At 64.3% G+C, this 24,210-nt stretch carries 21 protein-coding genes; 11 read left to right on the top strand and 10 right to left on the bottom strand.

The features are described from left to right. Positions 1-5 precede the first annotated feature (5 nt). The 3 genes from LB528_RS24325 to LB528_RS24315 all read left to right on the top strand — a co-directional run bounded on the left by LB528_RS24325 (position 6) and on the right by LB528_RS24315 (position 2,718). On the top strand, positions 6-479 hold the full coding sequence (locus tag LB528_RS24325) for a carboxymuconolactone decarboxylase family protein (RefSeq protein WP_224716610.1): 474 nt from the start codon (positions 6-8) through the stop codon (positions 477-479). Positions 480-718: 239 nt separating this feature from the next. Continuing rightward, entirely contained in the window at positions 719-1,636 is a 918-nt protein-coding gene (locus LB528_RS24320; protein ID WP_224716609.1) for a lysylphosphatidylglycerol synthase domain-containing protein, read from the top strand. Positions 1,637-1,641: 5 nt separating this feature from the next. Continuing rightward, positions 1,642-2,718, top strand: coding sequence for a glycosyltransferase family 2 protein (locus LB528_RS24315; RefSeq protein WP_224716608.1), 1,077 nt, complete (start codon positions 1,642-1,644; stop codon positions 2,716-2,718). A gap of 105 nt (positions 2,719-2,823) precedes the next feature. On the opposite strand, the gene LB528_RS24310 is transcribed toward LB528_RS24315, so the two are convergent. Further along, positions 2,824-3,621, bottom strand: coding sequence for an alpha/beta fold hydrolase (locus LB528_RS24310; protein WP_224716607.1), 798 nt, complete (start codon positions 3,619-3,621; stop codon positions 2,824-2,826). 114 nt (positions 3,622-3,735) lie between these two features. Between LB528_RS24310 and LB528_RS24305 the strand changes: the two genes are divergently transcribed. Next, complete coding sequence (locus tag LB528_RS24305) at positions 3,736-4,632, top strand: LysR family transcriptional regulator (protein ID WP_224716606.1); 897 nt, start codon at positions 3,736-3,738, stop codon at positions 4,630-4,632. Here LB528_RS24305 and LB528_RS24300 read toward each other — a convergent pair. Next, complete coding sequence (locus LB528_RS24300; RefSeq protein ID WP_224716605.1) at positions 4,629-5,078, bottom strand: DNA polymerase III subunit chi; 450 nt, start codon at positions 5,076-5,078, stop codon at positions 4,629-4,631. The genes LB528_RS24305 and LB528_RS24300 overlap by 4 nt on opposite strands. Before the next feature lie 3 nt (positions 5,079-5,081). Beyond that, complete coding sequence (locus LB528_RS24295; protein WP_224716604.1) at positions 5,082-6,623, bottom strand: leucyl aminopeptidase; 1,542 nt, start codon at positions 6,621-6,623, stop codon at positions 5,082-5,084. Positions 6,624-6,978: 355 nt separating this feature from the next. On the opposite strand from LB528_RS24295, the gene lptF reads away from it, so the two are divergent. From lptF to rsmA, 6 genes are all read left to right on the top strand, one after another. Further along, positions 6,979-8,175 carry an LPS export ABC transporter permease LptF gene (gene lptF, locus LB528_RS24290; RefSeq protein WP_224716603.1) on the top strand — a complete coding sequence of 399 codons (1,197 nt, stop codon included), beginning with the start codon at positions 6,979-6,981 and terminating at the stop codon, positions 8,173-8,175. A 2-nt stretch (positions 8,176-8,177) separates the two neighbouring features. Further along, a complete protein-coding gene (lptG, locus tag LB528_RS24285) occupies positions 8,178-9,260 on the top strand; it encodes an LPS export ABC transporter permease LptG (RefSeq protein WP_224716602.1) in 1,083 nt (360 codons plus the stop codon). Further along, positions 9,260-11,674 carry an LPS-assembly protein LptD gene (locus LB528_RS24280; protein WP_224716601.1) on the top strand — a complete coding sequence of 805 codons (2,415 nt, stop codon included), beginning with the start codon at positions 9,260-9,262 and terminating at the stop codon, positions 11,672-11,674. The genes lptG and LB528_RS24280 overlap by 1 nt, the downstream gene beginning before the upstream one ends. A 223-nt stretch (positions 11,675-11,897) precedes the next feature. Continuing rightward, the gene (locus tag LB528_RS24275; RefSeq protein ID WP_224716600.1) at positions 11,898-12,821 is read left to right on the top strand and encodes a peptidylprolyl isomerase; all 924 of its coding nucleotides are present in this window, start codon (positions 11,898-11,900) and stop codon (positions 12,819-12,821) included. 74 nt (positions 12,822-12,895) lie between these two features. After that, positions 12,896-13,930, top strand: a complete 1,035-nt coding sequence (gene pdxA / locus LB528_RS24270; RefSeq protein WP_224716599.1) for a 4-hydroxythreonine-4-phosphate dehydrogenase PdxA — start codon at positions 12,896-12,898, stop codon at positions 13,928-13,930. A gap of 7 nt (positions 13,931-13,937) precedes the next feature. Further along, positions 13,938-14,783: a 16S rRNA (adenine(1518)-N(6)/adenine(1519)-N(6))-dimethyltransferase RsmA gene (gene rsmA, locus LB528_RS24265; RefSeq protein WP_224716598.1), complete on the top strand. Its 846-nt coding sequence runs from the start codon at positions 13,938-13,940 to the stop codon at positions 14,781-14,783. Between the two features lie 204 nt (positions 14,784-14,987). On the opposite strand, the gene gmk is transcribed toward rsmA, so the two are convergent. The 7 genes from gmk to fabD form a co-directional block, all read right to left on the bottom strand. Further along, positions 14,988-15,662: a guanylate kinase gene (gene gmk / locus LB528_RS24260; RefSeq protein WP_224716597.1), complete on the bottom strand. Its 675-nt coding sequence runs from the start codon at positions 15,660-15,662 to the stop codon at positions 14,988-14,990. Between the two features lie 5 nt (positions 15,663-15,667). After that, complete coding sequence (locus LB528_RS24255) at positions 15,668-16,558, bottom strand: YicC/YloC family endoribonuclease (RefSeq protein WP_224716596.1); 891 nt, start codon at positions 16,556-16,558, stop codon at positions 15,668-15,670. A 247-nt stretch (positions 16,559-16,805) separates the two neighbouring features. Further along, positions 16,806-18,053 carry an endolytic transglycosylase MltG gene (mltG, locus tag LB528_RS24250; RefSeq protein WP_224716595.1) on the bottom strand — a complete coding sequence of 416 codons (1,248 nt, stop codon included), beginning with the start codon at positions 18,051-18,053 and terminating at the stop codon, positions 16,806-16,808. A 159-nt stretch (positions 18,054-18,212) separates the two neighbouring features. Beyond that, positions 18,213-19,475, bottom strand: coding sequence for a beta-ketoacyl-ACP synthase II (gene fabF / locus LB528_RS24245; RefSeq protein WP_224512597.1), 1,263 nt, complete (start codon positions 19,473-19,475; stop codon positions 18,213-18,215). 34 nt (positions 19,476-19,509) lie between these two features. Beyond that, complete coding sequence (locus LB528_RS24240) at positions 19,510-19,746, bottom strand: acyl carrier protein (protein WP_006203723.1); 237 nt, start codon at positions 19,744-19,746, stop codon at positions 19,510-19,512. 221 nt (positions 19,747-19,967) lie between these two features. Further along, positions 19,968-20,705 (bottom strand): 3-oxoacyl-[acyl-carrier-protein] reductase, encoded by a 738-nt coding sequence (gene fabG, locus LB528_RS24235; RefSeq protein WP_224512595.1) that lies wholly within the window; start codon positions 20,703-20,705, stop codon positions 19,968-19,970. A gap of 302 nt (positions 20,706-21,007) precedes the next feature. Then, positions 21,008-21,949, bottom strand: a complete 942-nt coding sequence (fabD, locus tag LB528_RS24230) for an ACP S-malonyltransferase (RefSeq protein WP_224716593.1) — start codon at positions 21,947-21,949, stop codon at positions 21,008-21,010. 278 nt (positions 21,950-22,227) lie between these two features. Between fabD and LB528_RS24225 the strand changes: the two genes are divergently transcribed. Beyond that, positions 22,228-24,156, top strand: coding sequence for an LTA synthase family protein (locus LB528_RS24225; RefSeq protein WP_224716592.1), 1,929 nt, complete (start codon positions 22,228-22,230; stop codon positions 24,154-24,156). Positions 24,157-24,210 lie beyond the last annotated feature (54 nt).

The raw sequence follows: 24,210 nt of genomic DNA, 5'->3' as shown, positions 1-24,210 counted from the left end.
ACATCATGTTGGTCATTCGCATCGTCTCAACCGTGCATTCCTGCCTTCGTTCCGCCTCGCTCATCGCCGCCGCGGGCGTGTTTGCCGCCGTGGTTGGGTCCACGCCTGTCCGGGCCGATGACTATGACGCCGCCGTCAAGGACATCCAGTCGACGATGGGCGGTGTGCCGAGCTTCCTCAAGCAGTTCCCGAAAGCCGGTCTGCCCGGCGCCTGGGCCGAGGTCAAGGCCATCGAGCTCAACGATAAGACGGCGCTGTCGCCGAAGGTGAAGTCGCTGATCTCGCTGGCGGTCGCCGCACAAATCCCCTGCAGCTACTGTATCTGGTCCGACACGCAGGACGCCAAGCGCGCCGGCGCCACCAACGAAGAAATCCAGGAGGCCGTCGCGGTCTCGGCGTTGACCCGCCACTGGAGCACCGTCTTCAACGGTATGCAGGTCGATTTCGCCCAGTTCAAGAAGGACATGGGCGGGGAGTAAGGCTTATCACGGCAAAGCGGGCGGGCGCGACGTGCGCCCGCTTTTTCGCCGCCCCGATCGCTGCTCCAACCAAGCTTGTGGATTCGCCGCCGCCGCTGCTCTATAGGAACAGCGCCTTGAAAAGCCGGCGCTGATCCGACATCGGACCGGCACCGGCCGGGCCGGCATTCGAGAGTTGCCCCTTTGCTGGCCTTCGGATGGCGCTTCCGCCGCAACCGGGCGGCGCGTTGGAGACCTGTTTGAAGCGAGCGATATCGATAACCGTCACTCTGGCGCTGCTGGCATGGCTTGCCAGCGATCAGCGCTGGAAGATGGTCGGCGATGCCTTCGCCTCCATCACGCCCGGCGCCTTTGTGGCGGTCGCGGCGGCGCTGTTCGTCACCTATGTGCTCAGGGCGCTGCGCGTCTGCGACGAGTTCCGCGACGACGTGAACGGCCGCTTCGGCGCCGTACTTCGCGTCATCCTGATCCACAATGCGATGATCAACATCGTGCCGTTCCGCGGCGGCGAGACGGCCTTCCCGATCCTGTTCCGCCAGGTGTTCGGCGTATCGATCATGCGCGCCAGCGCTTCTCTGCTGTGGTTCAGGCTGCAGGACGCCTTTGTCGTCGGCGTGCTGGCCTGCCTCGTCTGGCCGAGCCTGCATCTGGCGCTGCGGGCCGCCGGCATCGCGGCGCTGATCGCCGCCGCATGGTACCTGCCGCGCTGGGCGCGCGCGCCGCACAACTGGACGACGGGCGGCAGGATCGTTTCGAAACTCGGCAAATTGCGCGACATCTTCACCGAGGCGACGGGCCGCTCGCGCTACGGCTGGTGGTGGACGATCGCCAACTGGGCGCTGAAGCTCGGCATGCAGGGCTGGCTGCTCGCCATGCTGCTCAACACCTCGTTCCAGACCGCCTTTCCGGGTGCCGTCGGCGCGGAGGCAGCCGCGATCCTGCCGGTGCAGGGCGTCGCCGGCTTCGGCACCTACGAGGCGGGCGCGGCGGCGGCGCTGCTCTATTCCGGCATCGCCATGAAGGACGGCCTACAGGCGGCGCTCGCGCTGCATCTCTTCATCCTGTGCTCGGCGGTCGCGACCGGTGCGATCGCCTGGCTGTTTCCCTCGAAATCGACGCTGCGGGAAACCCCGGCGGCGGGACCGGCAAGGAAATGACCGCCATGAATGTGCTTCCCATTCCGGCCTTCGGATTGCCCGAGGGCGCGGTCATGCCCGAGCACAAGCTCTCCATAGTCATCCCGATGTACAACGAGGCTGACAATGTCGAGCCGCTGCTTGTCCGCATCCACCAGGCGATGGAGAGCTACAGCCAGCCCTGGGAAGTGGTGCTGGTCGACGACGGCAGCACGGACGCCACGCCCGCCGAGATCCACCGGGTCTCGGCTCAGTACGGGCCGCATGTGCATGGCGTGGAACTGGTGCGCAACTACAAGCAGACCGCCGCCATGCAGGCCGGCCTCGACGCCGCGCGCGGCGACGTCATCGCGACGCTCGACGGCGATCTGCAGAACGATCCGTTCGACATTCCGCGCATGGTCTATCGCCTGCTGACCGAGGATCTCGACCTCGTCGCCGGCTGGCGCAAGGACCGCAAAGAAGGGTTCTGGATGCGCCGCCTGCCCTCGCGCATCGCTAACAGGCTGATCGCGCGCGTCACCGGTGTTAAGCTCAAGGACTATGGCTGCAGCCTGAAGGTGTTCCGTGGCAGCGTCATCCGCAGCGTGCGGCTCTATGGCGAGATGCATCGCTTCATCCCGGCGTGGCTGGCGACAGTGACGACGCCGCGCCGCATCGCCGAGGAGGTGGTGACGCATCACGCGCGCATCCACGGCCAGTCCAAATACGGCATCTCGCGCACTTTCCGCGTGGTGCTGGACCTCGTCTTCATGTTTTTTTTCCTGCGCTACCGCACGCGGCCCGGCCATTTCTTCGGCGGCATTGGCATCGTGCTCGGCGTGCTCGGCTCGCTGATCCTTGCCTATCTCTTTACGATCAAGGTTTTCTGGGGACAGGATATCGGCACGCGGCCGATGCTGATCACCGGCTTCTTCCTGGTGATCGCCGGGTTGCAGGCAGTGACGTCGGGCGTGCTCGCCGAGATGCTGTCGCGCGTCTATCTGGAGGCCAACGGCGCGCTCGCCTATGTGGCGCGGCCGCAGCCCGCGCATGGCGAGGGCGACGGCTGGCATTGGCCGAGCAAGCCGGCGACCGAAAAGGCGAAGCCGCGCCGGAAATAACCTGGTCGGCGCTACAGGCGCATTCCCCCCGCCGCATGAGCTTGGCCCCATCTGGCCAAAAGCGATCGATAGCGACGTTTCCCAAACTCATACGGCACTTGCGGATCACCGCTTATGGAGGAATCCCACCACCGCCTCCATGAACTCCGCCGGGCGCTCGATATTGAGCAGGTGAACGCCGGGCAAAAGCAGAAGCTCGGCACGAGGGATCGCGGCCGCGATCGCCTCGCTGTGGCTTGCCAGCGTCACCTTGTCGTCCTTGCCGCCGATGACCAGCGTCGGGGCGAGGATCAGGGAAATCGGGCGGCGCAGATCGGCGTCGCGGACTGCGGCGAAGCATCCCGCGAGGCCTTGCGGCGACATTGCGAGGATCGCGGCATGGAATTCTTCGACGGTCTCGTTTCGGCCGGCAAGCATCGAGGCCGAGAACCAGTTGCGCATGAACATATCCGCAATGGCCGAGAGGTCGCCGGCTGAAAGCACGTTGCGTATCTGCTCGTCGAAATAGGAGGCCGGCCCGAGATGCGGCGAGGTGTTGGAGAGGATCAGACGCTCGATGCGTTCCGGCGCATGGATGCCCAGCCATTGGCCGACGAAACCGCCGAGCGACAGGCCCAGGAAATGCACGCGGGCAAGTCCGAGGAAATCGAGCAGTTCCAGCACGTCGCGGCCGAGACGGTCGAGCGAATAGGCGCCGGCCGGGGCATCGGAGCCGCCATGGCCACGAAAATCATAGCGCAGCACGCGGAAGGATTTGGCGAGTTCCGGAACCTGGCCGTCCCACATGTGGAACGTCGTGGCAATGGAATTGGAGAGCATCAGCACCGGACGGTCTTCCGGACCATCCAGCCTGTAGGCGATGCTGGCGCCATCGCCCGCCGTGAAGTGAAGTGTGTCGGCCATCTTGGCTCCTCATGCTTTCGGCGCGTTCGCGCGATTTTCGATGAGGCAAAGCTAGGCGTGGCAAATATCGAAGAAATTACTATGATCCGACAATCTATGTAGGATTCTTCGACAATGGATGGCGTGAAGCTTCACGATCTCAGATGTTTCGACGCGGTCGCTACTCAGGGCAGTTTTCAGGCCGCGGCCAAGGCTCTTCACCGGACGCACCCTTCCGTCTTCGCCGCGGTGGCGCGGCTGGAGGAGCAGCTCGGCCTGACGCTGCTCGATCGCGGCGGATATCGGGTGAACCTGACCGAGCAAGGCCGCCTTTTCCACCGTCGCGCACAGTTGGCGTTGCGCGAAGTTGAGCATCTGAAAGACTATGCCGGTCAGCTCGCGAGCGGCGAGGAAACCGTGCTGCGCGTCGTCATGGGCGACGTCTGTCCCCGGCCGAGCATACTCGGCCTGCTCAGCCGCTTCTTCGCCGGGCGGCCGCGCACGCGCCTGCATCTCGACTATGAAGCGATCAGCGGGCCGGTCGAGAGATTGATGGACGGCGAGGCCGATCTCGCCTTCCATCGCGCCAACCCCTCCGACCCTCATCTGGAACGAATCGATCTGTGCGAAGTCGCCTTCGTGCCGGTGGTGGCGCCGGGCTTCCTGCCGTCCGACGTCGGGCATGACGTCACGCCGGAAGCAATGCGACCCTTCACCCAGTGCGTGATCCGCGACACGGCGCGGCGCCCTTCATCGGAGAATTTCTTCGTCATCGACGGCGCGCATTCCTGCTCGGTCCCGGACCATATGATGAAGAAGGAGCTGATCCTGCATGGACTTGCCTGGGCCCACCTGCCGGAATGGCTGATCGGGGATGAGTTGCGTGACGGACGGCTGATCTCGATTGCCGGCCGGCATATTCCCGGCCGCACCGAAACCGTGGCTGCGGTTCGGCGACGCGACAAGCCACACGGACCTGTGGCCGAGGCGCTGTGGCGGCATCTTCGGGATAGCGAAGCGCTTGCGGGCTAAGCCTTGCGCTCCCAGCGCCGATCGGGCGTCTGCTGCCAGTAGGTCACCGCGTGGCCGGCTTCCTTCATCGTCTTCCAATGGCCGCGGGCGGCTTCGAGCTGTGCCGCATCATGGCCGTCGAACAGGAAGACGGCACGCTCGTATCCCGATAGCTCGGGCGGGCTGGCGCCGTCGACGAGGAAACGGATCTGCGCCGCGTTCTGGTTGCCATCGCCGGTAGTGAGCAGGATCGGCTGCTCGGCCGGATAGGCCTCGCGGTCGGTGGCATGCGCCAAGAAAGAATCGTCGCGGAAAGTCCACAGATGCTGGTCGAGCGCGTCGCGCCGCTCTTCCGTGCCGGTCTGCACCACAGCACGCCAGCCACGCTCGAGGCTGCGCTCGAGCAGGCCGGGCAGCGCCTCCTCCAGCGTCGATTCGGTCAAATGGTAAAACAGGATGTCGGCCATCCCCTACCCTTCATAGTGATCGCGCACCAGCCGATCGAGCAGCCTCACGCCGAAACCCGAGCCCCAGGACTGGTTGATCTCGCTCGACGGCGCGCCCATCGCGGTGCCGGCAATGTCGAGATGCGCCCAGGGCGTGTCCTTGACGAAGCGCTGCAGGAACTGAGCGGCGATGATGGCGCCGCCATATCGGCCGCCGATATTCTTCATGTCGGCGTTCTTGGAATCGATCAGCTTGTCGTATTCGGGACCGAGCGGCATTCGCCAGACCCGCTCCTGGCTGGCTTGACCTGCGCCGAACAGCCGGCCGGCGAGCTCGTCATTGTTGGAGAACAGGCCGGCATAATGCTGGCCGAGCGCTACCATGATGGCGCCGGTCAGCGTCGCCAGATTGATCATGAATTTCGGCTTGAAACGGTCGTTGGCGTACCAGAGCGCGTCAGCCAGAACGAGGCGGCCTTCGGCGTCTGTGTTCAAGACTTCGATCGTCTGGCCCGACATCGAGGTGACGATATCGCCGGGGCGCTGGGCATGACCATCGACGGCGTTCTCGACGAGGCCGATGACGCCGACGACATTGGCCTTGGCCTTGCGCGCGGCGAGCGCGTGCATCAGCCCGGTGACTGCGGCCGCTCCGCCCATGTCGCCTTTCATGTCTTCCATGCCCGATGCCGGCTTCATCGAATTGCCGCCGGTGTCGAAGGTGACGCCCTTGCCGATGAAGGCAAGCGGCGCGTCCTTGGCCTTGCCGCCGTTCCAGCGCATCACCGCGATGCGCGCGCCGCGCGGCGAGCCCTGGGCGACGCCGAGCAGCGAGCCCATGCCGAGCTTCTTCATCTCTTTTTCAGCCAGGATCTCGACCTCGACGCCGAGCTGCTCCAGCGCCTTGACGCGCTCGGCGAATTCGACCGGCCCCAGCGCATTGGCCGGTTCGTTGACGAGCTCGCGCGCAAGCAGAACGCCGTCCACCACCGCTTGCTCGCCGGCGAAGGCCTTCTTCGCGGCCGCCGGGTCGGCGCAATGGATGGTTATCTTGGCCGGCTTTGCCGCCTCGGCCTTTTTGGCAGCAGCCCCCTTTGCATTGGCCCCCTTGGTATCAGTTTGCCCGTCTTCCTTGTCCTTCCTGGTCTTGTATTTATCGAAGGAATAGCTGCGCAGCAGGATGCCGGCGGCAAGGCTGGCCGCCTGGCGGCTATCGGGCTGCAGATCGGGCAGATCGAGGACAATGGCCACCTCGGTCGCCTTGCGCAGCGAACTTGCAACGGCGCCGCCGAGCTTCAGCCAGGCATTGTCGTCGAGGTTTGAGACGTTGCCGGAGCCGATCGCCACGAGCCGGTCGGCAGATGTCCCTTCCGGCGCCAGCACCTCGACCGAGCTTGCGAACTTGCCGGAAAAATCGGCGACCGGAAAGGCACGCGTAAGCGCGCCGGCCGGATCGCAGGCCTTCGCCGCCTCGCCGAGCCCGCCGCCGTCGGCGGCGAACAGGAAAACGCTGCCCTTTTTCGGCGCGACGAATTTGGCAAAGGAAATGGAGGGGCTCGGCGTCATCAGGTTCCTGCTTTCGGGGATAGCCGTGGGGTGTCGGCAAGGTTTGGCAAGCGTGCGCGACATTTGGTCGTTTTCAGCCATTTGGCAAGACTTGGCCGAGATCGCTGTCTATATCAGCGTCACAATAGAACAAAGGATTCGCCTCGGCACGGCGTTAGCTTGCTGCCGTAACCTGCTGTTAACCATCGATGTTCTGCATTTCTTATCTATTGGCGCGGAGACTCCGCCGCGCCGGGGCACGCGGCGTGGGCGACAATCCGGAGCGAGCCGCCTATGACCCAGTTGTGCGCGCGTCGCCGGATCACTACTTTGTCGGCGGGCATGATGCCGTTCGGCAAAATCGAGAAAAGCCTTCATGAAGGTCGTTGAACGCTACATCATGCGCCGGGCGCTGACGATGTTCCTCGCCGCGCTGGCCTGGACGCTGGCGATCGTGTGGACGACCCAGGTGCTGGCCAAGATCGACCTCGTCACCGACAACGGCCAATCGGCGCTGACCTTCTTCGAGGTCGCGGCGCTCATCATCCCCTCCATCATCCCGATCGTGGTGCCGTTCGCCCTGGTGGTGGCGGTGGCGCAGACGCTGAGCGCCATGAACACCGATTCGGAGCTGGCCGTGCTCAGCGCTGCGGGCGCCTCGCGCTGGACGATCGCGCGGCCGATCCTGCTGCTCGCGGCTTTTGCTTGCGCCTTCTCCTTCATCGTCGACAACGCGATAGACCCCTATGCCAGGCAGAAGAACCGCCAGCTGGTGGCGGCTTCGCGCGCCGACCTCGTGTCGCTGATCATCCAGGAAGGCACGTTCCGCAAGATCGACGACGGTCTCTACCTGCAAGTCGGCGAACGGCTTCCCGGCAACCGGCTGGGCGGCATCTTCGTCGCCGATTCGCGCGAGGAAGGCGCCAGCCTCACCTACTACGCCAAGACCGGCAGCATCGTCGAAAAGGGCGACGAGAAGGTGCTGATGATGAACGACGGCGTCATCAACCGCAAATCGGTGACCGGCGATCTTTCCGTCATCCGCTTCACCTCTTACGCCTTCGACATGTCGGCCTTCATGTCGGCGGCGAACGACATCACGCTTTTGCCCAAGGACCGCACGACGGCATATCTGCTCAACCCGGATCCCAACGACAAGATGTTCCAGCGCGAACCGGGCAGCTACCGTGCGGAGCTCAACCAGCGCTTCGCCGAATGGTCCTATTCGCTGGTGTTCGCGCTGATCGCGCTTGCGGTGGCGGGCGATGCGCGCTCGCATCGCGAAGCACGCATCAATCCGCTGATCACGGCGATCGCGATCGCGCTTTTCGTGCGATGGCTGGGCTTCTTCGCCGCCGGTAAAGCCGACAAGGTCTGGTACTATGTCTACCTGCTGTATGGCATACCACTCGTCGCCTCCGCCGTTTCGATCTGGTTCATCGTCTCGTCCCGCACCATGGAATTGCCGGTCAGCTGGGCCGACTGGCTGACGGGCCTTGCCAAGCGCGCCGGCGAAAACTGGACGACATTCAAGCTCTGGCTCGCCCGGCGCACTTCGGGCCAGGGAGCCTGACCATGGGCTGGACGCTGGGCCGCTATTTCTTCTTCCGCTACGTCTCGATCACGTTCTGGTTCTTCCTGGGCCTGCTGGCGCTGGTGTTCCTGATCGACTTTACCGAGCTTTCCGGGCGCACGACCGGGCTGCCAGGCTTCACCTACGGCATAGCCTTCGCCATTTCGGCGCTCAGGATGCCGATGATCATGCTGCAGACGGTGCCGTTCGTCGGGCTGTTCTCGGCGATGGCGACGCTGGTGTCGCTCAACCGACGCTATGAGCTGGTCATCGCGCGTTCGGCAGGCGTTTCGGCCTGGCAGTTCCTGTTCCCCTGCTGCGTCGGCGCGCTGATGTTCGGCGTGCTGTCGGTCGCCATCATCAACCCGATCGCCGCGCATGGCTTTTCCTGGTCCGAGCAGATGGAGAACGACCTCAGGGCCGGCAAGTCGAATTCGGTCACGACCAACGTCACGCCGTGGCTCAGGCAAAAGACAGAATCGGGCGACACCATCATCGGCGCCCGCGCCATCCTCAACCAGGGGCTGGAGATGGCGGACGCGGTGTTTTTCATCCTCGGCCCGCAGGGCGACATCGCAGAGCGCAAGGATGCCGCCAGGGCCTTCCTGCGCGACGGTTACTGGGAATTGCAGGACGTCAAGGTCTTCAAGGGAGGCAATATCCAGGCGCTGGCGTCGGACAAGGTGCCGACCAATCTCAAGCCGGAATTCGTACAGGAGCGCCTGGCGCGCCCGGAGACCATCCCCTTCTACGAGCTGCCGCGCAAGATCGAGGTTGCCCGTTCCTTCGGGCTCAAGGCGAACGCCTTCGCCATGCAATTTGATTCGCTTATCGCGTTGCCGTTCCTTCTCGTCGCCATGACGCTGATTGCTGCAACGGTTTCAATGCGATTTGCGCGAATGGGGCAGTCGGCGACGATGATTCTGGGTGGCGTCGTGGCCGGCTTTCTGCTTTATGTCGTTTCGGTACTGGTCAAGGCATTCGGTGTAGCCGGATTCGTGCCTACAGTGGTGGCTGCATGGGTTCCGGTTGTCGTGGCTATGTTCTTTGGGGTGACGTTTCTGCTATACAAGGAAGACGGCTAGTGAGGGAGGCGGTTTTGCGCAGCCATAGGCAGGCTGGTTTGGCACGCCTCTATGGGGCGACCGCTTTGGCATGCCTGTTCGCTTGTGCGGTGCCGACGGCACCCGCGCTGGCGCAGCAGGTTACTGCCAAGCCCGTCCCGTCCGGCACGCAGATGCTGCTGGCCGCCGATACGCTTGTCTATGACAACGACAAGCACACGGTGACGGCTGTCGGCGGCGTGCAGATCGACTATGGCGGCAACAAGCTGGTCGCCCAGCGTGTGGTCTATAATCGCGACACCAAGCGCCTCGTCGCCAGCGGCGCCGTCGAACTGATCAACAGCGACGGCACCAAGGTCAATTCCGACCATATCGACATCACCGACGATTTCGCCGACGGTTTTCTGAACGCGCTGCGCGTCGAGACGATCGACAAGGCTTATTTCGCCGCCGAGAGCGCCGAGCGCATGGGCGGCGTGCTCACCACCTTCCACAATGGCGTCTACACCGCCTGCGAACCTTGCGAGGACAAGCCGGACAAAGCGCCGACCTGGCGCGTCAAGGCGCGAAAGATCATCTGGAACGGCGAGAAGAAGACGGTCCGCTTCGAGAACTCGAATTTCGAATTCTTCGGCTTCCCGCTAGCCTATCTGCCGGCCTTCGAGATCGCCGACCCGACGGTGAAGCGCAAGAGCGGCTTCCTGATCCCCGGCATCGTCTACAACAACCATCTCGGCGTCGGCGTCAAAGTCCCTTATTATTTCGCCCTGTCCCCGACCTATGATCTGACCGTCACCGGCAGCGGCTATACCAAGCAGGGTTTCCTCGGCGAGGCCGAGTGGCGCCAGCGCTTCAACAACGGCCAGTACACGCTGAAGATCGCCGGGATCAACCAGCAGGATCCCGACGCGTTCATCGGCACAGGCAACCGTTACACCGTCGATTCGGGCGAGCCCGGCGATCCGAACAAATTCCGTGGCATGATGGGCACCAAGGGCCAGTTCGCCATCAACGAGCGCTGGGATTTCGGCTGGGACGTGCTGCTGCAGACCGACAAGAATTTCTCGCGCACCTATAACATCGACGGCTATAGCGACCTCGTCCACCAGTCGTCGATCTATCTGACGGGCTTGAGCGACCGCAATTATTTCGACGTTCGGGCCATGCGCTTCGAGGTGCAGGAGGACACGCTTTCCAGCGATCCAACGGCGCGCTCCGCCAAGCAGCCATGGGTGCTGCCGTCGCTCGACTATGCCTATATTCCCGACACGTCGGTGGCCGGCGGCCAGTTGTCGTTCAACGTCAATACTCGCGTCATCAGCCGCAACCGGCTGGACGCCGTGCTGGCCAATCCTAGCGACCCGAATTCGATCAACAATGTCCGCGGCATCGAAGGCGAGTCCAGCCGGCTGAGCGCGGAAGCCGAGTGGAAGCGCACCTTTACCACCGATGGCGGCCTGCAACTGACGCCGTTGCTGGCGTTCCGCGGCGACGCCGGTTATGTCAACGCCAATTCGGCTTCGCTCGCCGCCGTCAACCAGATGGGGGCGAATCTCGGCGAAGATGTCGACATGCGCTCGTCGCTGGCCCGCTACATGGCGACCCTTGGCCTCGAGGCGCGTTGGCCGCTCCTGTTCTCGATGACAAGTTCCAGCCATGTCCTGGAGCCGACGGCGCAGGTCTTCGTGCGTCCGAACGAGCAATATGTCGGCGGATTGGCCGTCCCCAACGAAGACGCGCAGAGCTTCGTCTTCGATGCCACGACGCTGTTCGAGCGCGACAAATTCTCGGGCTATGACCGGATCGAAGGCGGCACGCGCGCCAATGTCGGCTTCCGGTACTCGGGAGCCTATGACAATGGCTGGGCCACGAACGCCATCTTCGGCCAGTCGTACCAACTCGCCGGCGAAAACTCCTTTTCCGCACCCGATCTCGTGAATGCCGGGGCCGAGTCCGGCCTGGATAAGCGGACTTCGGATTATGTCGGCCTCGTCGGCTTCAACAGTCCGAGCGGTTTCTCCGGCTCGCTGAGCGGGCGTTTCGACGAGCAGACCTGGGAGGTCAGGCGCGCCGAGGTGAAGGCCGCCTATTCCGGCCTGCCGATATCGCTCAGCGCCAAATATGCGTTCATCGAGGCGCAGCCGCTCTATGGCTTCGCCACCGACCGCCATGAGGTCACGCTCGGCGCCTCGACGCATTTGGCGCAGAACTGGCGGCTGTTCGGCACCGGCACCTACGACCTCGAGACAAATGTACTGGTCAAGGACGGCGTCGGCTTCGCCTATAACGATTCCTGCTTCACCTACATCATGACGTATTCGCAGACGCGCGACACCGTCACGAAGGAAGTGTCGCAGAACATCGGTTTCAACCTGTCGTTCCGCACGCTCGGCGATTTCGGTTCGTCAACAAGCGCGGTCGATACCATCCAGTGACCAAGCGGCAGGCGGCCGGCCTCCGAGCCGTGCGTCGGCTGCGCGCTGATGTCGGGCTTTGGTCTTGATTTGGAGCGTGTTCCTTCGAAAATGGGCCTGATTATCGGCGTCATGCGCCGGCGACATCGTTTCGCCGCATAAAATGGGCATGGGATCAAGTGCATCGCGCACACGTTCGGAGGACGCGCAGCGCTTTTCGCAGCGGGGAAAATTGGAAGGTAAGATGAGGAAATACCTGTTTTCAGCGGGATTCGCGCTTCTGGTGGCGGCGGCCTCGGTTTCGGTCACGGCTGTCGTGCAGCCTGCTTTCGCCGCGGAGATCAAGTATATCGTCAACGGCATCCCGATCACCTCCGGCGACATCGCGCACCGCGCCGCCTTCTTCAAGCTGCAGCACAAGAAAGGTGATGCCAAGGAGGAGATGATCGACCAGACGCTGCGTCTGGCCGAGGCCAAGCGGCTCGGTATCCGCATCTCCGATCAGCAGGTCGAGGCCGCCTACCAGCGCTTCGCATCGGGCAACAAGATGCCGCTGGCGAAGCTCGATGCGATCATGGCGCAATCAGGCGTCACCAAGGAACACTTTAAGGAATTCATCCGTGCCCAGATGGCCTGGAACCAGGCACTCAGCGCGCGTTATCGCTCCGGCGAAGGCGGATCGGTGACCGAGCAGGACGCCGTGCGGCGCATGCTCGACAAGGGCGGCGCCAAGCCGACCGCGACGGAATACATGCTGCAGCAGGTGATCTTCGTGGTACCGGCTCCGGAGCGCTCCGCCACGCTCGCCAAACGCAAGCGCGAGGCCGATGCCATGCGTGCCCGCTTCAGCGGCTGCAACACCACGCGCGAGTTCGCCAAGGGCCTGCTCGATGTCACCGTGCGCGACCTCGGTCGCGTGCTGGCGCCGCAACTGCCGTCCGACTGGGCCGAGCAGATCAAGGCGACCAAGGTCGGCGGCGCGACGCCGACGCGTGAGACCGAACGCGGCGTCGAGTTCATCGGCGTCTGCTCCTCGCGCGAGGTCTCCGACGACAAGGCCGCGCAAATGGTGTTCCAGGCCGAAGGCAGCAACGACAAGGACGCCGACGAGCTCAGCAAGAAATATGTCGCCGAGTTGCGCCAGAAGGCCAAGATCGTCGAACGCTGAGTGACGAGCGTGTCTCGACACCGCAACAAGTTCACCTTCCGCCGATGCGTCAGCGGTCCGATCCGCGCGTTCGCATGAGCGGACAGAAGACCGATGCCCCGCTGGCGCTCAGCGTCGGCGACCCCTCCGGCATCGGGCCCGAGATCGCCATTGCCGCCTGGCAGGCGGGCGACAGCGCCGGCGTGCCGCCCTTCTATCTCATTGCCGACCCCGCTTTGATCGAAGCCCGCGCGCAGCTGGTCGGCGCAAACGTCACGATTGCCGAGACGCTGCCGGGGCAGGCAGCGCACCATTTTACCCGGGCTCTCCCCGTCGTACCGCTCGATGCGCGCCAGTTCGACAACCCGGGCGAGCCGGACCCGGCCAATGCCGCCGGCACGATCGAAGCCATTGACCGCGCCGTCGCGGACTGCCTCGCCGGCCGCGCAGCGGCGATGGTCACCTGCCCAATCGCCAAGAAGCCGCTCTATGATGCCGGGTTTGGCTTTCCCGGCCACACCGAATATCTGGCGCATCTGGCCTCACGCCACACCGGCAGGGACGTGACGCCGGTGATGCTGCTGGCCGGACCGGACCTGCGCACCATTCCGGTGACCATCCACATCGCTTTGGCCGACGTGCCGAAGGTGCTCACGACGGAGCTGATCGTCACGACCGCGCGCATCACCGCCGCCGATCTCAAGAGCCGTTTCGGCATCGCCCGGCCGAGGCTTGCGATCGCCGGGCTCAACCCGCATGCCGGCGAAGGCGGCGCGATGGGCTCCGAGGATGCGGCGATTGTCGCCCCGGCGGTCGAGATGTTGAAAGCGGAAGGCATCGACGCCGTCGGGCCGCTGCCGGCGGACACCATGTTTCATTCGCGTGCGCGCGCTTCCTATGACGCGGCGCTCTGCATGTATCACGACCAGGCGCTGATCCCGGCCAAAACTTTAGCCTTCGACGAGGCGGTGAACGTGACGCTTGGCCTGCCCTTCATCCGAACCTCGCCCGATCACGGCACCGCTTTCGACATCGCCGGCAAGGGCATAGCGCGCCCCGACAGCCTGATCGCCGCGTTGAGGCTGGCACGCCGGCTGGTCGACGGCGGACGGCGGGTCACCGCCGCATGAGGCTCAATTGAACGGGCGCACCACGATCGACGGGTTGCCGCCGCTGCGCGAAGTTATCGAGCGGCACGGTCTGCAGGCCAAGAAAGCGCTCGGGCAAAATTTCTTGCTCGACCTCAACCTGACGGGCAGGATCGCGCGTGCGGCCGGCGATCTCGGCGAGGCGACGGTGATCGAGGTCGGCCCAGGCCCCGGTGGGCTGACACGCGCACTGCTCTTCAATGGTGCTCATCGCGTGATCGCCATCGAGCGCGACGAGCGCTGCCTGGAGGCGCTGGCAGAGGTCTCCAGCCATTATCCCAGTCGGCTCGAGGTCATTCCCGGCGATGCGCTGAAGACGGATTTCGCCGCACTTGCCGGAAGGGCGAACGGCGGGCCGGTGAAGATCGTCGCCAACCTGCCATACAATATCGGCACCGAACTTCTGATCCGCTGGCTGACCGTGTACGACTGGCCGCCCTTCTACCAATCAATGACCCTGATGTTCCAGCGGGAAGTGGCGGAGCGCATCACCGCGGGTCCGGGCAGCGACGCCTATGGCCGGCTCGGCGTCCTGGCGGGCTGGCGCACGGAGGCGAAAATCGCCTTTGACGTACCGCCGCAGGCGTTCACGCCACCGCCAAAGGTCACCTCCTCCGTCGTGCATCTGGTGCCGCGGCAGTCTCCCCTACCTACGGACGCAAAAAAGCTCGGCCGCGTCACCGAAGCCGCCTTCGGCCAGCGTCGCAAGATGCTGAGGCAAAGCGTGAAGAGCCTGGGCGGCGAAGCCTTGCTGGCGCGGGCCGGCATCGACCCGACGCGGCGGGCGGAGACGCTGAGCGTGGAGGAGTTCGTCAGGTTGACCAACACGGTGTAGCTGCGCCCTTCCCTTCTCCCCTTCTTGTGGGAGAAGGTGGCCGAGCGAAGCTCGGTCGGATGAGGGGTGCTGGAAGGATCGCTACGATGACGAAATCGGCTTTTGAAGCATCTTGGTCTTCAGCGCGTCGTTCCTTCCAACATCTCTCATCCGTCTCGGCGCTTCGCGCCTATCCACCTTCTCCCACAAGAGGAGAAGAAAGAGTCACCCCGTCTTCTCGTCCAGCAAGCCCGAAATAAAATCGAACAGCCCCGGCCGCCTATCGCGCCGCAGCCGCTCCGCCGTGACGATGGCGCGGACCTCGGCGAAGGCGCGGTCGAGATCGTCGTTGACGATGACGAAGTCGTATTCCTTCCAATGCTCGATCTCGAGGCGAGCGTTGTTCAGCCTGGTCTCGATGACGGATTCCTGGTCCTCGGCGCGACGCTTCAGCCGCGCCTTCAATTCCTTCATCGACGGCGGCAGGATGAAGATGGAGACGATGTCGGCGCGCATCTTCTCCTTGAGCTGCTGGGCGCCCTGCCAGTCGATGTCGAAGAGCATGTCGCGGCCTTCAGCCAGGGCCACCTCCGCCGGCTCGCGCGGCGTTGCATAGCAATTGCCGTGAACCTCCGCCCATTCGAGCAGCGCGTCGGAATCGCGCAGCCGCTCGAACTCGCGCATGGAGCGGAAATGATAGTGGACGCCTTCGATCTCCGAGCCCCGGCGCGGCCTCGTGGTGACGGAGACCGATAGCTCAAGGCTTGAATCGCTTTCCAGAAGATTGCGCGCGATCGTCGACTTGCCGGCGCCCGACGGCGACGACAGCACCAGCATCAATCCGCGGCGGCGAATGCGGGACCCCAGGTCCCTGGCGGCCGTCGGCTCCTTGGCAACCATTCCCGTCACTCCAGATTCTGAACCTGCTCGCGAAACTGGTCGACCACCGCCTTGAGCTCCAGCCCGATCGCGGTGACTGCGGCGGCGTTCGATTTGGAGCATAAGGTATTCGATTCGCGGTTGAATTCCTGCGCGAGAAAATCGAGCTTGCGGCCAACGGCGGCGCCGCTTTTGAGCAGCACCCGCGCCGAGGTGACATGAGTCTTCAGCCGGTCGATCTCCTCGCGTATGTCGGCCTTGGTGGCGAGAAAGGCGGCCTCCTGGTGCAGCCGGACGGCATCGAGATTGGCCGAGGCGTCCATCAACAGACGCAGCTGCTCGGAAATGCGCTCGCGGATCGCGGCGGGCTCGCGCGAGGGATCGGCCTCGGCCTTCAATGTCAGCGCCTCGATGGCGTCGATATGGCCGGCAAGCAGTACGCCAAGTGCGGCGCCCTCGCTGCGGCGCGCCTGTTCCAGCCCGCCAAGCGCCGCCTCAAGCGCCGACAGGATTGCGGCGTCGAGGGCTGCCCGCTCCTCATCGGTTTCGACGGCTTCAGGAATGTCGAGCACGCCGCGCAGGGAGAGCAGGCCGTCGGCGGTGGCGGGCTGGGTACCGAACTGCTCCTGCAAGCGCTTGGCCAGACCCGCCAGGTCTTTAAGGAACGCCTCGTTGACCACCGGCTGGACTTGCTTTGCGGCGGCGCGGCCGACGGTTAACGTCGCTTGAAAATTGCCGCGCGCGAAACGCTTCTGGACGGTTTGTCGGACAGCCGTCTCCAGGCGGTCGAACCCCTGCGGCAATCTCAATCTCACCTCGGCGCTCTTGCCGTTCACCGATTTCACCTCCCAGGCGATCGAGGTGCCGTCGCTCTCGCCGGCGGACCGCGCAAAACCGGTCATGCTTTGCAGGCTCATTGCCCTGTCGTCCCCCTGTCGCAGCCAAAGGCATCCGCGGCCCAGCGCTGCGCGCCCAGAAATCGCCGGACGATCGGCCGGCGCCCCCTAAAAACATGAATACGGCCCCGCGTCAAAGGACGCGTGCTTCTGTATAATGCATGTCGTTTCCCAAAACCGCCGCGCGCTTTTGGGCGACATGCAGTGAGTTTCGATGCATGTCGTCTTCCCAAAACCGCTGCGCGCTTTTGGGCGACATGCATTGCGCCTATTGCGCGTCGTCGCCGCCGGCGTCGCCATTCTCGCCATTGGCCCCGGCGTCGCCGCTGTCGGTGTTGCCATCGGGAGCGGCCGGCGCCGTCGTCTGGCCGGAAGCCTTGGCGGCAGCATCCGCCTGCTTCTTCTGCACCGCCCGATAGCGGGCGACGTTCTGGTTGTGCTCTTCCAGCGTCGCTGCAAAGACGTGGCCGCCATTGCCGTCAGCGACGAAATAGAGATCGTCGGTCTTCGACGGATTGGCGACCGCTTCGAGCGCCGCACGGCCCGGATTGGCGATCGGCGTCGGCGGCAGGCCCTTGATCATGTAGGTGTTGTAAGGCGTCTGCTTGTCGAGGTCCGACTGGTAGATCGGCCGGTCGGCGGGCTTTCCCTTGCCGCCGAACAGGCCGTAGATGATGGTTGGGTCCGACTGCAGCCGCATGCCCTTGGCCAGGCGGTTGAGGAATACGGCGGCGACCCGCGAACGCTCGTCGCTCCTGCCCGTCTCCTTCTCGACGATCGAGGCGAGCGTGACGAAGTCGTCGATGTTGGCGATCGGCAGGTCGGGCGCGCGATGCGACCAGACATCTTCGACCAGCTTCTTCTGGTCGGCGATCAGCTTATCGATCATCTGCTGCCTTGTGGCGCCACGGGTGAAGCGGAGCGTGTCGGTGGCGATGCTGCCCTCAGGCGGCAAGGTAGCCGGCATGTCGCCGGTGAGCGCCTCCTGATCGGCCACGCGCTGCAGCGCCTGCTCGACCGTCAGCCCTTCGGGAATGGTGAGCGAGTACATCACCGACTTGCCACTCTTGAAGAGTTCCATGATGTCGCGCATCGAAGCGCGCGGCTTGATGGCGTATTCGCCGGCCTTCAGCGCTGATTCATTGCCGGTGACGCGCACGCCGAGCCGGAAGATGCGGGCATCGCTGATCAGGCTGCGGCGTTCGAGCTGGTCGGCGATCTCCTGCACGCCGGTGTTCGGCTTGATCATGAAGGTGTCGCCATTGGCGGACGGACCGGGCTCGACGAAAGCCTGCATGCCGAAATAGAGCGCCGCACCCGAGGCAAGCACCACCAGGATCACCAAGGAGAGGAAGAAATTCAGGAATACGACGAGCTGGCTGCGCGAGGCGCGTGAACGCTTCGACGGCGGCGGCGTGCCGGCTTCCGGGCGCAACGCCTCGGCGGCCGTCTTCGGCACGATCGGCCCCGTCGCGCCTTGCCGTCCGAATTCCCCGTCGCTCGGATTAGTGTTCATGACGCCCTGCCCGTCTGATCTTGCAACGAATCCCTCGCCGAAAAGCTAAGGGCGAATTTGGCAAAAATGACGGCAGTTGGCGGACTGCCGATTGGTCTGTCTCCGAGCAATTCCGGAGGGGAGACCGCGCACTCTCCGTAGGACTGCTCCGGTTGCTACTCAGCCATTGTAACGCTGGAACACGAGCGAGGCGTTGGTGCCGCCGAAACCGAACGAATTCGACAGCGCAACGTCGATCTGGCGCTGGCGCGGCTTGTTCGGCACGAGATCGATCGCCGTCTCGCGTTCCGGATTGTCGAGATTGATGGTGGCGGGCGCAACGTTGTCGCGGATGGCGAGGATCGAGAAGATCGCTTCGGCGGCACCGGCGGCGCCCAGCAGATGGCCGACCGACGACTTTGTCGACGACATCGAGATCTTGGAGGCGGCATTGCCGACCAGCCGCTCGACCGCGCCAAGCTCGATCGTGTCGGCCATGGTCGAGGTGCCGTGCGCATTGATGTAGTCGATGTCGGCCGGGGAAAGCTTCGCCCGGTTCAACGCCGCCGTCATGCAGCGGAAGGCGCCGTCGCCGTCCTCGGCGGGGGCGGTGATGTGATAGGCATCGCCCGTCAATCCATAGCCGGTGACTTCCGCATAGATCTTGGCGCCGCGCGCCTTGGCGTGCTCGAGCTCTTCCAGGACAACGACACCGGCGCCCTCGCCCATGACGAAGCCGTCGCGGTCGCGGTCATAGGGACGCGAAGCGGTTTCGGGGGTGTCGTTACGCTCGGTGGAGAGCGCGCGGCAGGCGGCGAAGCCGGCAATGGACAGCCGGGTGATCGGCGCTTCCGCACCGCCCGCCACCATGACGTCGGCATCGCCCCACATGATCAGCCGGGCCGCGTCGCCGATGGCGTGCGCGCCGGTCGAGCAGGCGGTGACCACGGCATGGTTGGGGCCTTTCAGGCCGTGACGGATGGAGACCTGGCCCGACACCAGATTGATGATCTGTCCGGGGATGAAGAAGGGGCTGATGCGGCGCGGGCCGCGGTCCTTCAGGATCATCGCGTTTTCGGCGATGCCGTCGATGCCGCCGATGCCGGAGCCGATCAGCACGCCGGTGGCGCACTGGTCCTCATGCGCTTCGGGCTTCCAGCCGGAATCGGCCAACGCCTCGTCGGCGGCTGCGATGCCGTAAAGGATGAAGTCGCCGATCTTGCGCAGTTCCTTCGGCTCGAGCACGGCCTCCGGATTGAAGGTTCCGTTCGAGCCGTCGCCGCGCGGGATGATGTGGGCGATCTTGCAAGCAAGATCGTCCACCTCGAATTCGGTGACACGGCGGCAGGCGCTGCGGCCGGAAAGCAATTCCCGCCAGCTGTGCTCGACGCCCATGCCAAATGGCGAAAGCAGGCCAAGGCCCGTGACGACGACACGCCTCATCGCAGGTCCTCCCCGATAATGCCTGCGAAAGACCTCAGGCCGAGGCCTTGTCGATATACTTTACAGCGTCGCCGACGGTCAGGATGGTCTCGGCGGCATCGTCCGGAATCTCGACGCCGAATTCTTCTTCGAACGCCATGACGAGTTCAACCGTGTCGAGGCTGTCCGCGCCCAGATCGTCGATGAAGCTCGCCTGCTCCGTCACCTTGTCGGCATCGACGCCGAGATGCTCGATGACGATCTTCTTGACGCGCTCTGCGGTGTCACTCATTTGGGGCAATCCTCGTCTTAGGTTGTCTATCTTCGTTAGCGGGCGGAATGCCGCTAATCAAGCTGAAAGATGGTCTTGCGGGCAACGCAACGCCACAGGACCGGTTTTTGCCCGAACCGCCGGGTTGCGGGCCGCATTACACGAAAAATGACGGGCGTCCAAGCCGAAATGGCTGTTTTCACAGGCGCCTGGCCCCGGCCTCCCGCCAGATCATCGCCCCCTTAGATCATCGCCATGCCGCCGTTGACGTGAATGGTCTGGCCGGTGACATAGGCCGCCTCGTTGGAGGCGAGATAAGCGACGGCGGACGCGACCTCGGCGCTGGTGCCCATGCGCCTGGTCGGGATCGCGGCCATGATCGTCTCTTTCTGCTTGTCGTTGAGCTTGTCGGTCATGGCCGATTCGATGAAGCCCGGAGCGACGCAGTTGACGGTGATGTTGCGGGTGGCGATCTCCTGCGCCAGCGACTTGGAGAAGCCGATCATGCCGGCCTTGGAGGCGCAGTAATTGGTCTGGCCGGGATTGCCGGTGACGCCGACCACCGAGGTGATGTTGATGATGCGGCCATGGCGGCGGCGCATCATCGGATGCGTCAGCTCGCGGGTGAGCCGGAACACGGCGGTGAGGTTGACCTCGATCACGCTGTCCCAGTCGGCGTCCGACATGCGCACAAACAAGCCGTCCTTGGTGATGCCGGCATTGTTGACCAGGATGTCGACGCCCTCGAGCTCGGCTTCCGCCTTCTGACCGAGCGCCTTGACCGCGTCGCGGTTCGTCAAATCAGCCGGAAAGAGCTTTACACGATCGCCGAGCTCGCCGGCCAACGCCTCGAGCTTTTCAACGCGCGTGCCGTGCAGACCAACGATCGCACCCTGGCTGTGCAGCACCCTGGCGATCGCCTCGCCGATGCCTCCCGATGCGCCGGTGACGAGCGCCTTGCGGCCGGTCAGTTCGAACATATCTTCAACCTCATTTTTCCAGACGGCTGCAAGCAGTCGCGTTCCGTATACGTCATATCGTCCAAGTCACGCTAGACAAGCGTCGGACATTGGCGAAGGCCTCCTTCCCGTCGTCATCCACGGGCGGAGCGGGAGCGAAGCGGACGCGTAGACCCGAGGATCCATGCCGTGACATTGGCCGAAGGATGCAACGGAGCAGAATTCTGCACCGCGGCGGCACTTCCAAGTCACGGCATGGATTCTAGGGTCTGCGCTGCGTCGCTTCGCTCCTTGCTCCGCCCTAGAATGACGAAAACGGGGCCTCACCCCAAAGCCGCCAGCGCGGCCTCGACTTCCGCCGCCGTGCCCACCGCGCCGGTGGCGATCTCACGGTTGATGCGGCGTGCCAGGCCCGACAGCACCTTGCCGGCGCCGACCTCGTAAAGCGTCGCAACGCCATTGGCGCCGAACCATTCCACCGTCTCGCCCCAGCGCACCCGGGCAACCACCTGCTCGACCAGGCGGCGGGCGATCTCGTCTGGGTCGCTGGTCGGGGTCACGGTGACGTTGGAGACGATCGGAACCACGGGCGCGGATTTGGCGACACCGGCCAGCGCTTCGCGCATGATGTCGGCCGCCGGCGTCATCAGCGCCGAGTGGAAGGGGGCGGACACCTGCAGCATCAGCGCCCGCTTGGCGCCCTTTTCGGTGCACAGTTTCGCCGCCAGCTCAACCGCCGCTTTGGCGCCCGAAATCACCAGCTGGCCGCCGCCATTGTCGTTGGCGACCTGGCAGACGGAGCCCTTGGCTGCTTCCGCGCATGCCGCTTCGACATCGGCCTGCTCCAGCCCGATGATCGCCGCCATGGCGCCCTCGCCGGCCGGGACCGCCGCCTGCATGGCGTTGCCGCGGGTGCGCAAAAGCTTGGCGGCGTCGCCAACCGAAACGAAGCCGGCCGCGGCAAGCGCGGAATATTCACCAAGCGAATGGCCGGCGACATAAGCCACCTTGTCCTTCAAAGAGAAGCCGCGCGCTTCGAGCGCGCGCATCGCCGCCAGCGAGACCGCCATCAGCGCCGGCTGGGCGTTGGCGGTCAGCGTCAGCGTCTCTTCCGGCCCTTCCCAGATCAGTTTCGACAGTTTTTCGCCGAGTGCGGCGTCCACTTCCTCGAACACGCGGCGGGCTTCCGGGAAGGCATCGGCGAGGTCCTTGCCCATGCCGACGGCCTGGCTGCCCTGTCCCGGAAAGGTGAATGCGACGGCCATTTGAAGTCTCTCCAGAGGCTGGTTTTTCCCTGCCTCTGGCGCAAGGCGGACGGCCAAGTCAAGCCCGCCGGCGGCCCTTCGACCCGTATTTCAGCTGGAAAAGCTGGCTGAATGCCTGTTCCGAAAGGCTTTTTGGCGATCACACCTGATGAAAACCGCTCACGTTTGGGTTGCTGGCTCTTCTTATTTCAGCCACAGGCGCTAGCTTTGCGTGACATTTCAATGACAGAAGCGTGACGGGCGTGGAAGGCGTGTTGCGTGGCCTGGGGGAAAACACAGTGGCAAGTATCAGGAAAGGCGCGGCCAGGCCCGTACCGGGATTTTTGGAAGACGATCCGTCCACCGGCTATCTGCCCGGACGGACATGGCCGACTGTACGCTACGGCCTGACGACGCTTCTTGCCTCCGCCCTGCTCGTATTCGCGATCGAATGGATCGTGCGCGGCGATTTCTTCGGCACGGTCGATTTCTTCCTGCAGCCCTTCAAGCCGGGCTGGACCACCATCGTCGTCTTCGCGCTGGTGCTGGTCGGGCTTGACGCGGTACTGGGCCGCAGCCATCAGAGCCTGATGATCGTGGCGCCGCTGACGCTGGCGCTTGCCTTTGTCGGCCACCAGAAATCGCATTATCTCGGCGACCCGCTCTATCCCACGGATTTCCTGTTTGCCCGCCAGATCATGGCGCTGATGCCGCTTTTGGTGCGCGAACGGCCGTGGACCGCCATCATGCTCGCCGCGGCCATCGTCGGCGGCCTGACGCTGCTCGTCTATTGCTGGCGAACCTGGCGCCGACGTGTGCCGATCCTTAGCCGCAAGGGCCGTCTGGCGCGGCTGGCGCTTGCCGTGCCGCTGCTCGCTTTCTTCGTCTCGATCATGGACTATGCCACCTTCTCGTGGACGCGCGACCGGCTGCAGATCATCCCGATCATGTGGGACCAGAAGGAGAACTACGCCTCCAACGGCTTTGCGCTCGCCTTCGCGATGAACGTGCCGATGGCGCATGTCTCGGCGCCGCCCGGCTATTCCGAAAAGGCAATGGCCGCGATCCAGCGGCCCGACGTCGCCGCTTCCGTGCCGGACGAGAAGCCGGATATCGTCGTGGTGATGAGCGAATCCTTCTGGGATCCGACGCACCTGCCCGGCGTCATCATCAAGCCCGACCCGATCCCGACAGTGCGCGCCTTGCGCTCCGGCTCGATGTTCTCGCCCGAGTTTGGCGGCATGACCGCCAATATTGAGTTCGAGGCGCTGACCGGCTTTTCCAACGCTTTCCTGCCGGCCGGCTCGATCCCCTATCAGCAATATGTGCGCACCCCAACGCCCTCGCTGGCGACCTTCCTGAAGAGCGAGGGCTACCGGGCGCATGCCATCCACCCGGGCACCAACTGGTTCTGGAACCGGGGCGCCGTCTATGCCGATTTCGGCTTCAACGACTTCCGCTCGGAAGAGACGCTGCCGCCGATGGAGAAGCGCGGGCCGCTGGCTTCCGACGCGGCGATGACCGCCGAGATCATCCGCGAGGCCGACGCCAGCGACGATCCGGTGTTCCTGTTCGCCGTCAGCCTGCAGAACCACGGCCCTTACGAGCCCTACCGCTACTACAATCCGACGCATTCGGTCGATGCGCCGATCAGTTCCTGGGCGCGGGAATCGCTGCTTTCCTATACCGAGGGTTCAGCCGATGCCGACCGGGGCCTGCAGCGGCTGATCGACTGGGCGAAAGCGCGCCGGCGGCCGACCATCATCGCTTTCTTCGGCGACCACCTGCCGCCGCTCGGCCCGGTCTATGTCGAGACCGGCTTCCTCAAGGACAACGTCGCGCCGCGCAAGGAGCCTAGCGCCGACGCCGCGCTCGAACACCACGACACGCCGCTGATCATCTGGTCGAACCGCTCCGGCCCGGTGAAGAACCTAGGCTCGGTGAGCCCGGCCTTCCTGCCCTACCACATCCTGACCACGGCAGGCATCACCCACCCCTACTACACCGGCTTCCTCGGCGCGCTGCGCGAGCGTTATCGGGTGGTCGACCGCAACCTGCTCCTGTCGTCCGCGGGCGACGCCACGCCGGATTGGGCGAGGCAGAAGCAGATCGATCCGCAGATCAACGATTTCCGGCTCATCCAGTACGACATGATGTTTGGCAAGCGCCACTCGGCGCCGGATTTCTTCCCCGAGACGGTGGAAAAGCTCGTCGCGCATACGAGTTGAGTGGGCGGTTGTTGGAGCCGAGAGGGCAGCCGCGTGCTGAGCAAATAGTGCCCC

Source organism: Mesorhizobium sp. CA4, assembly GCF_020165075.1.
Classification (GTDB): Bacteria; Pseudomonadota; Alphaproteobacteria; order Rhizobiales; family Rhizobiaceae; genus Mesorhizobium.
The sequence above is the reverse complement of the archived record's forward strand: the minus strand, read 5'-3'. Positions and strand labels throughout refer to the sequence as shown.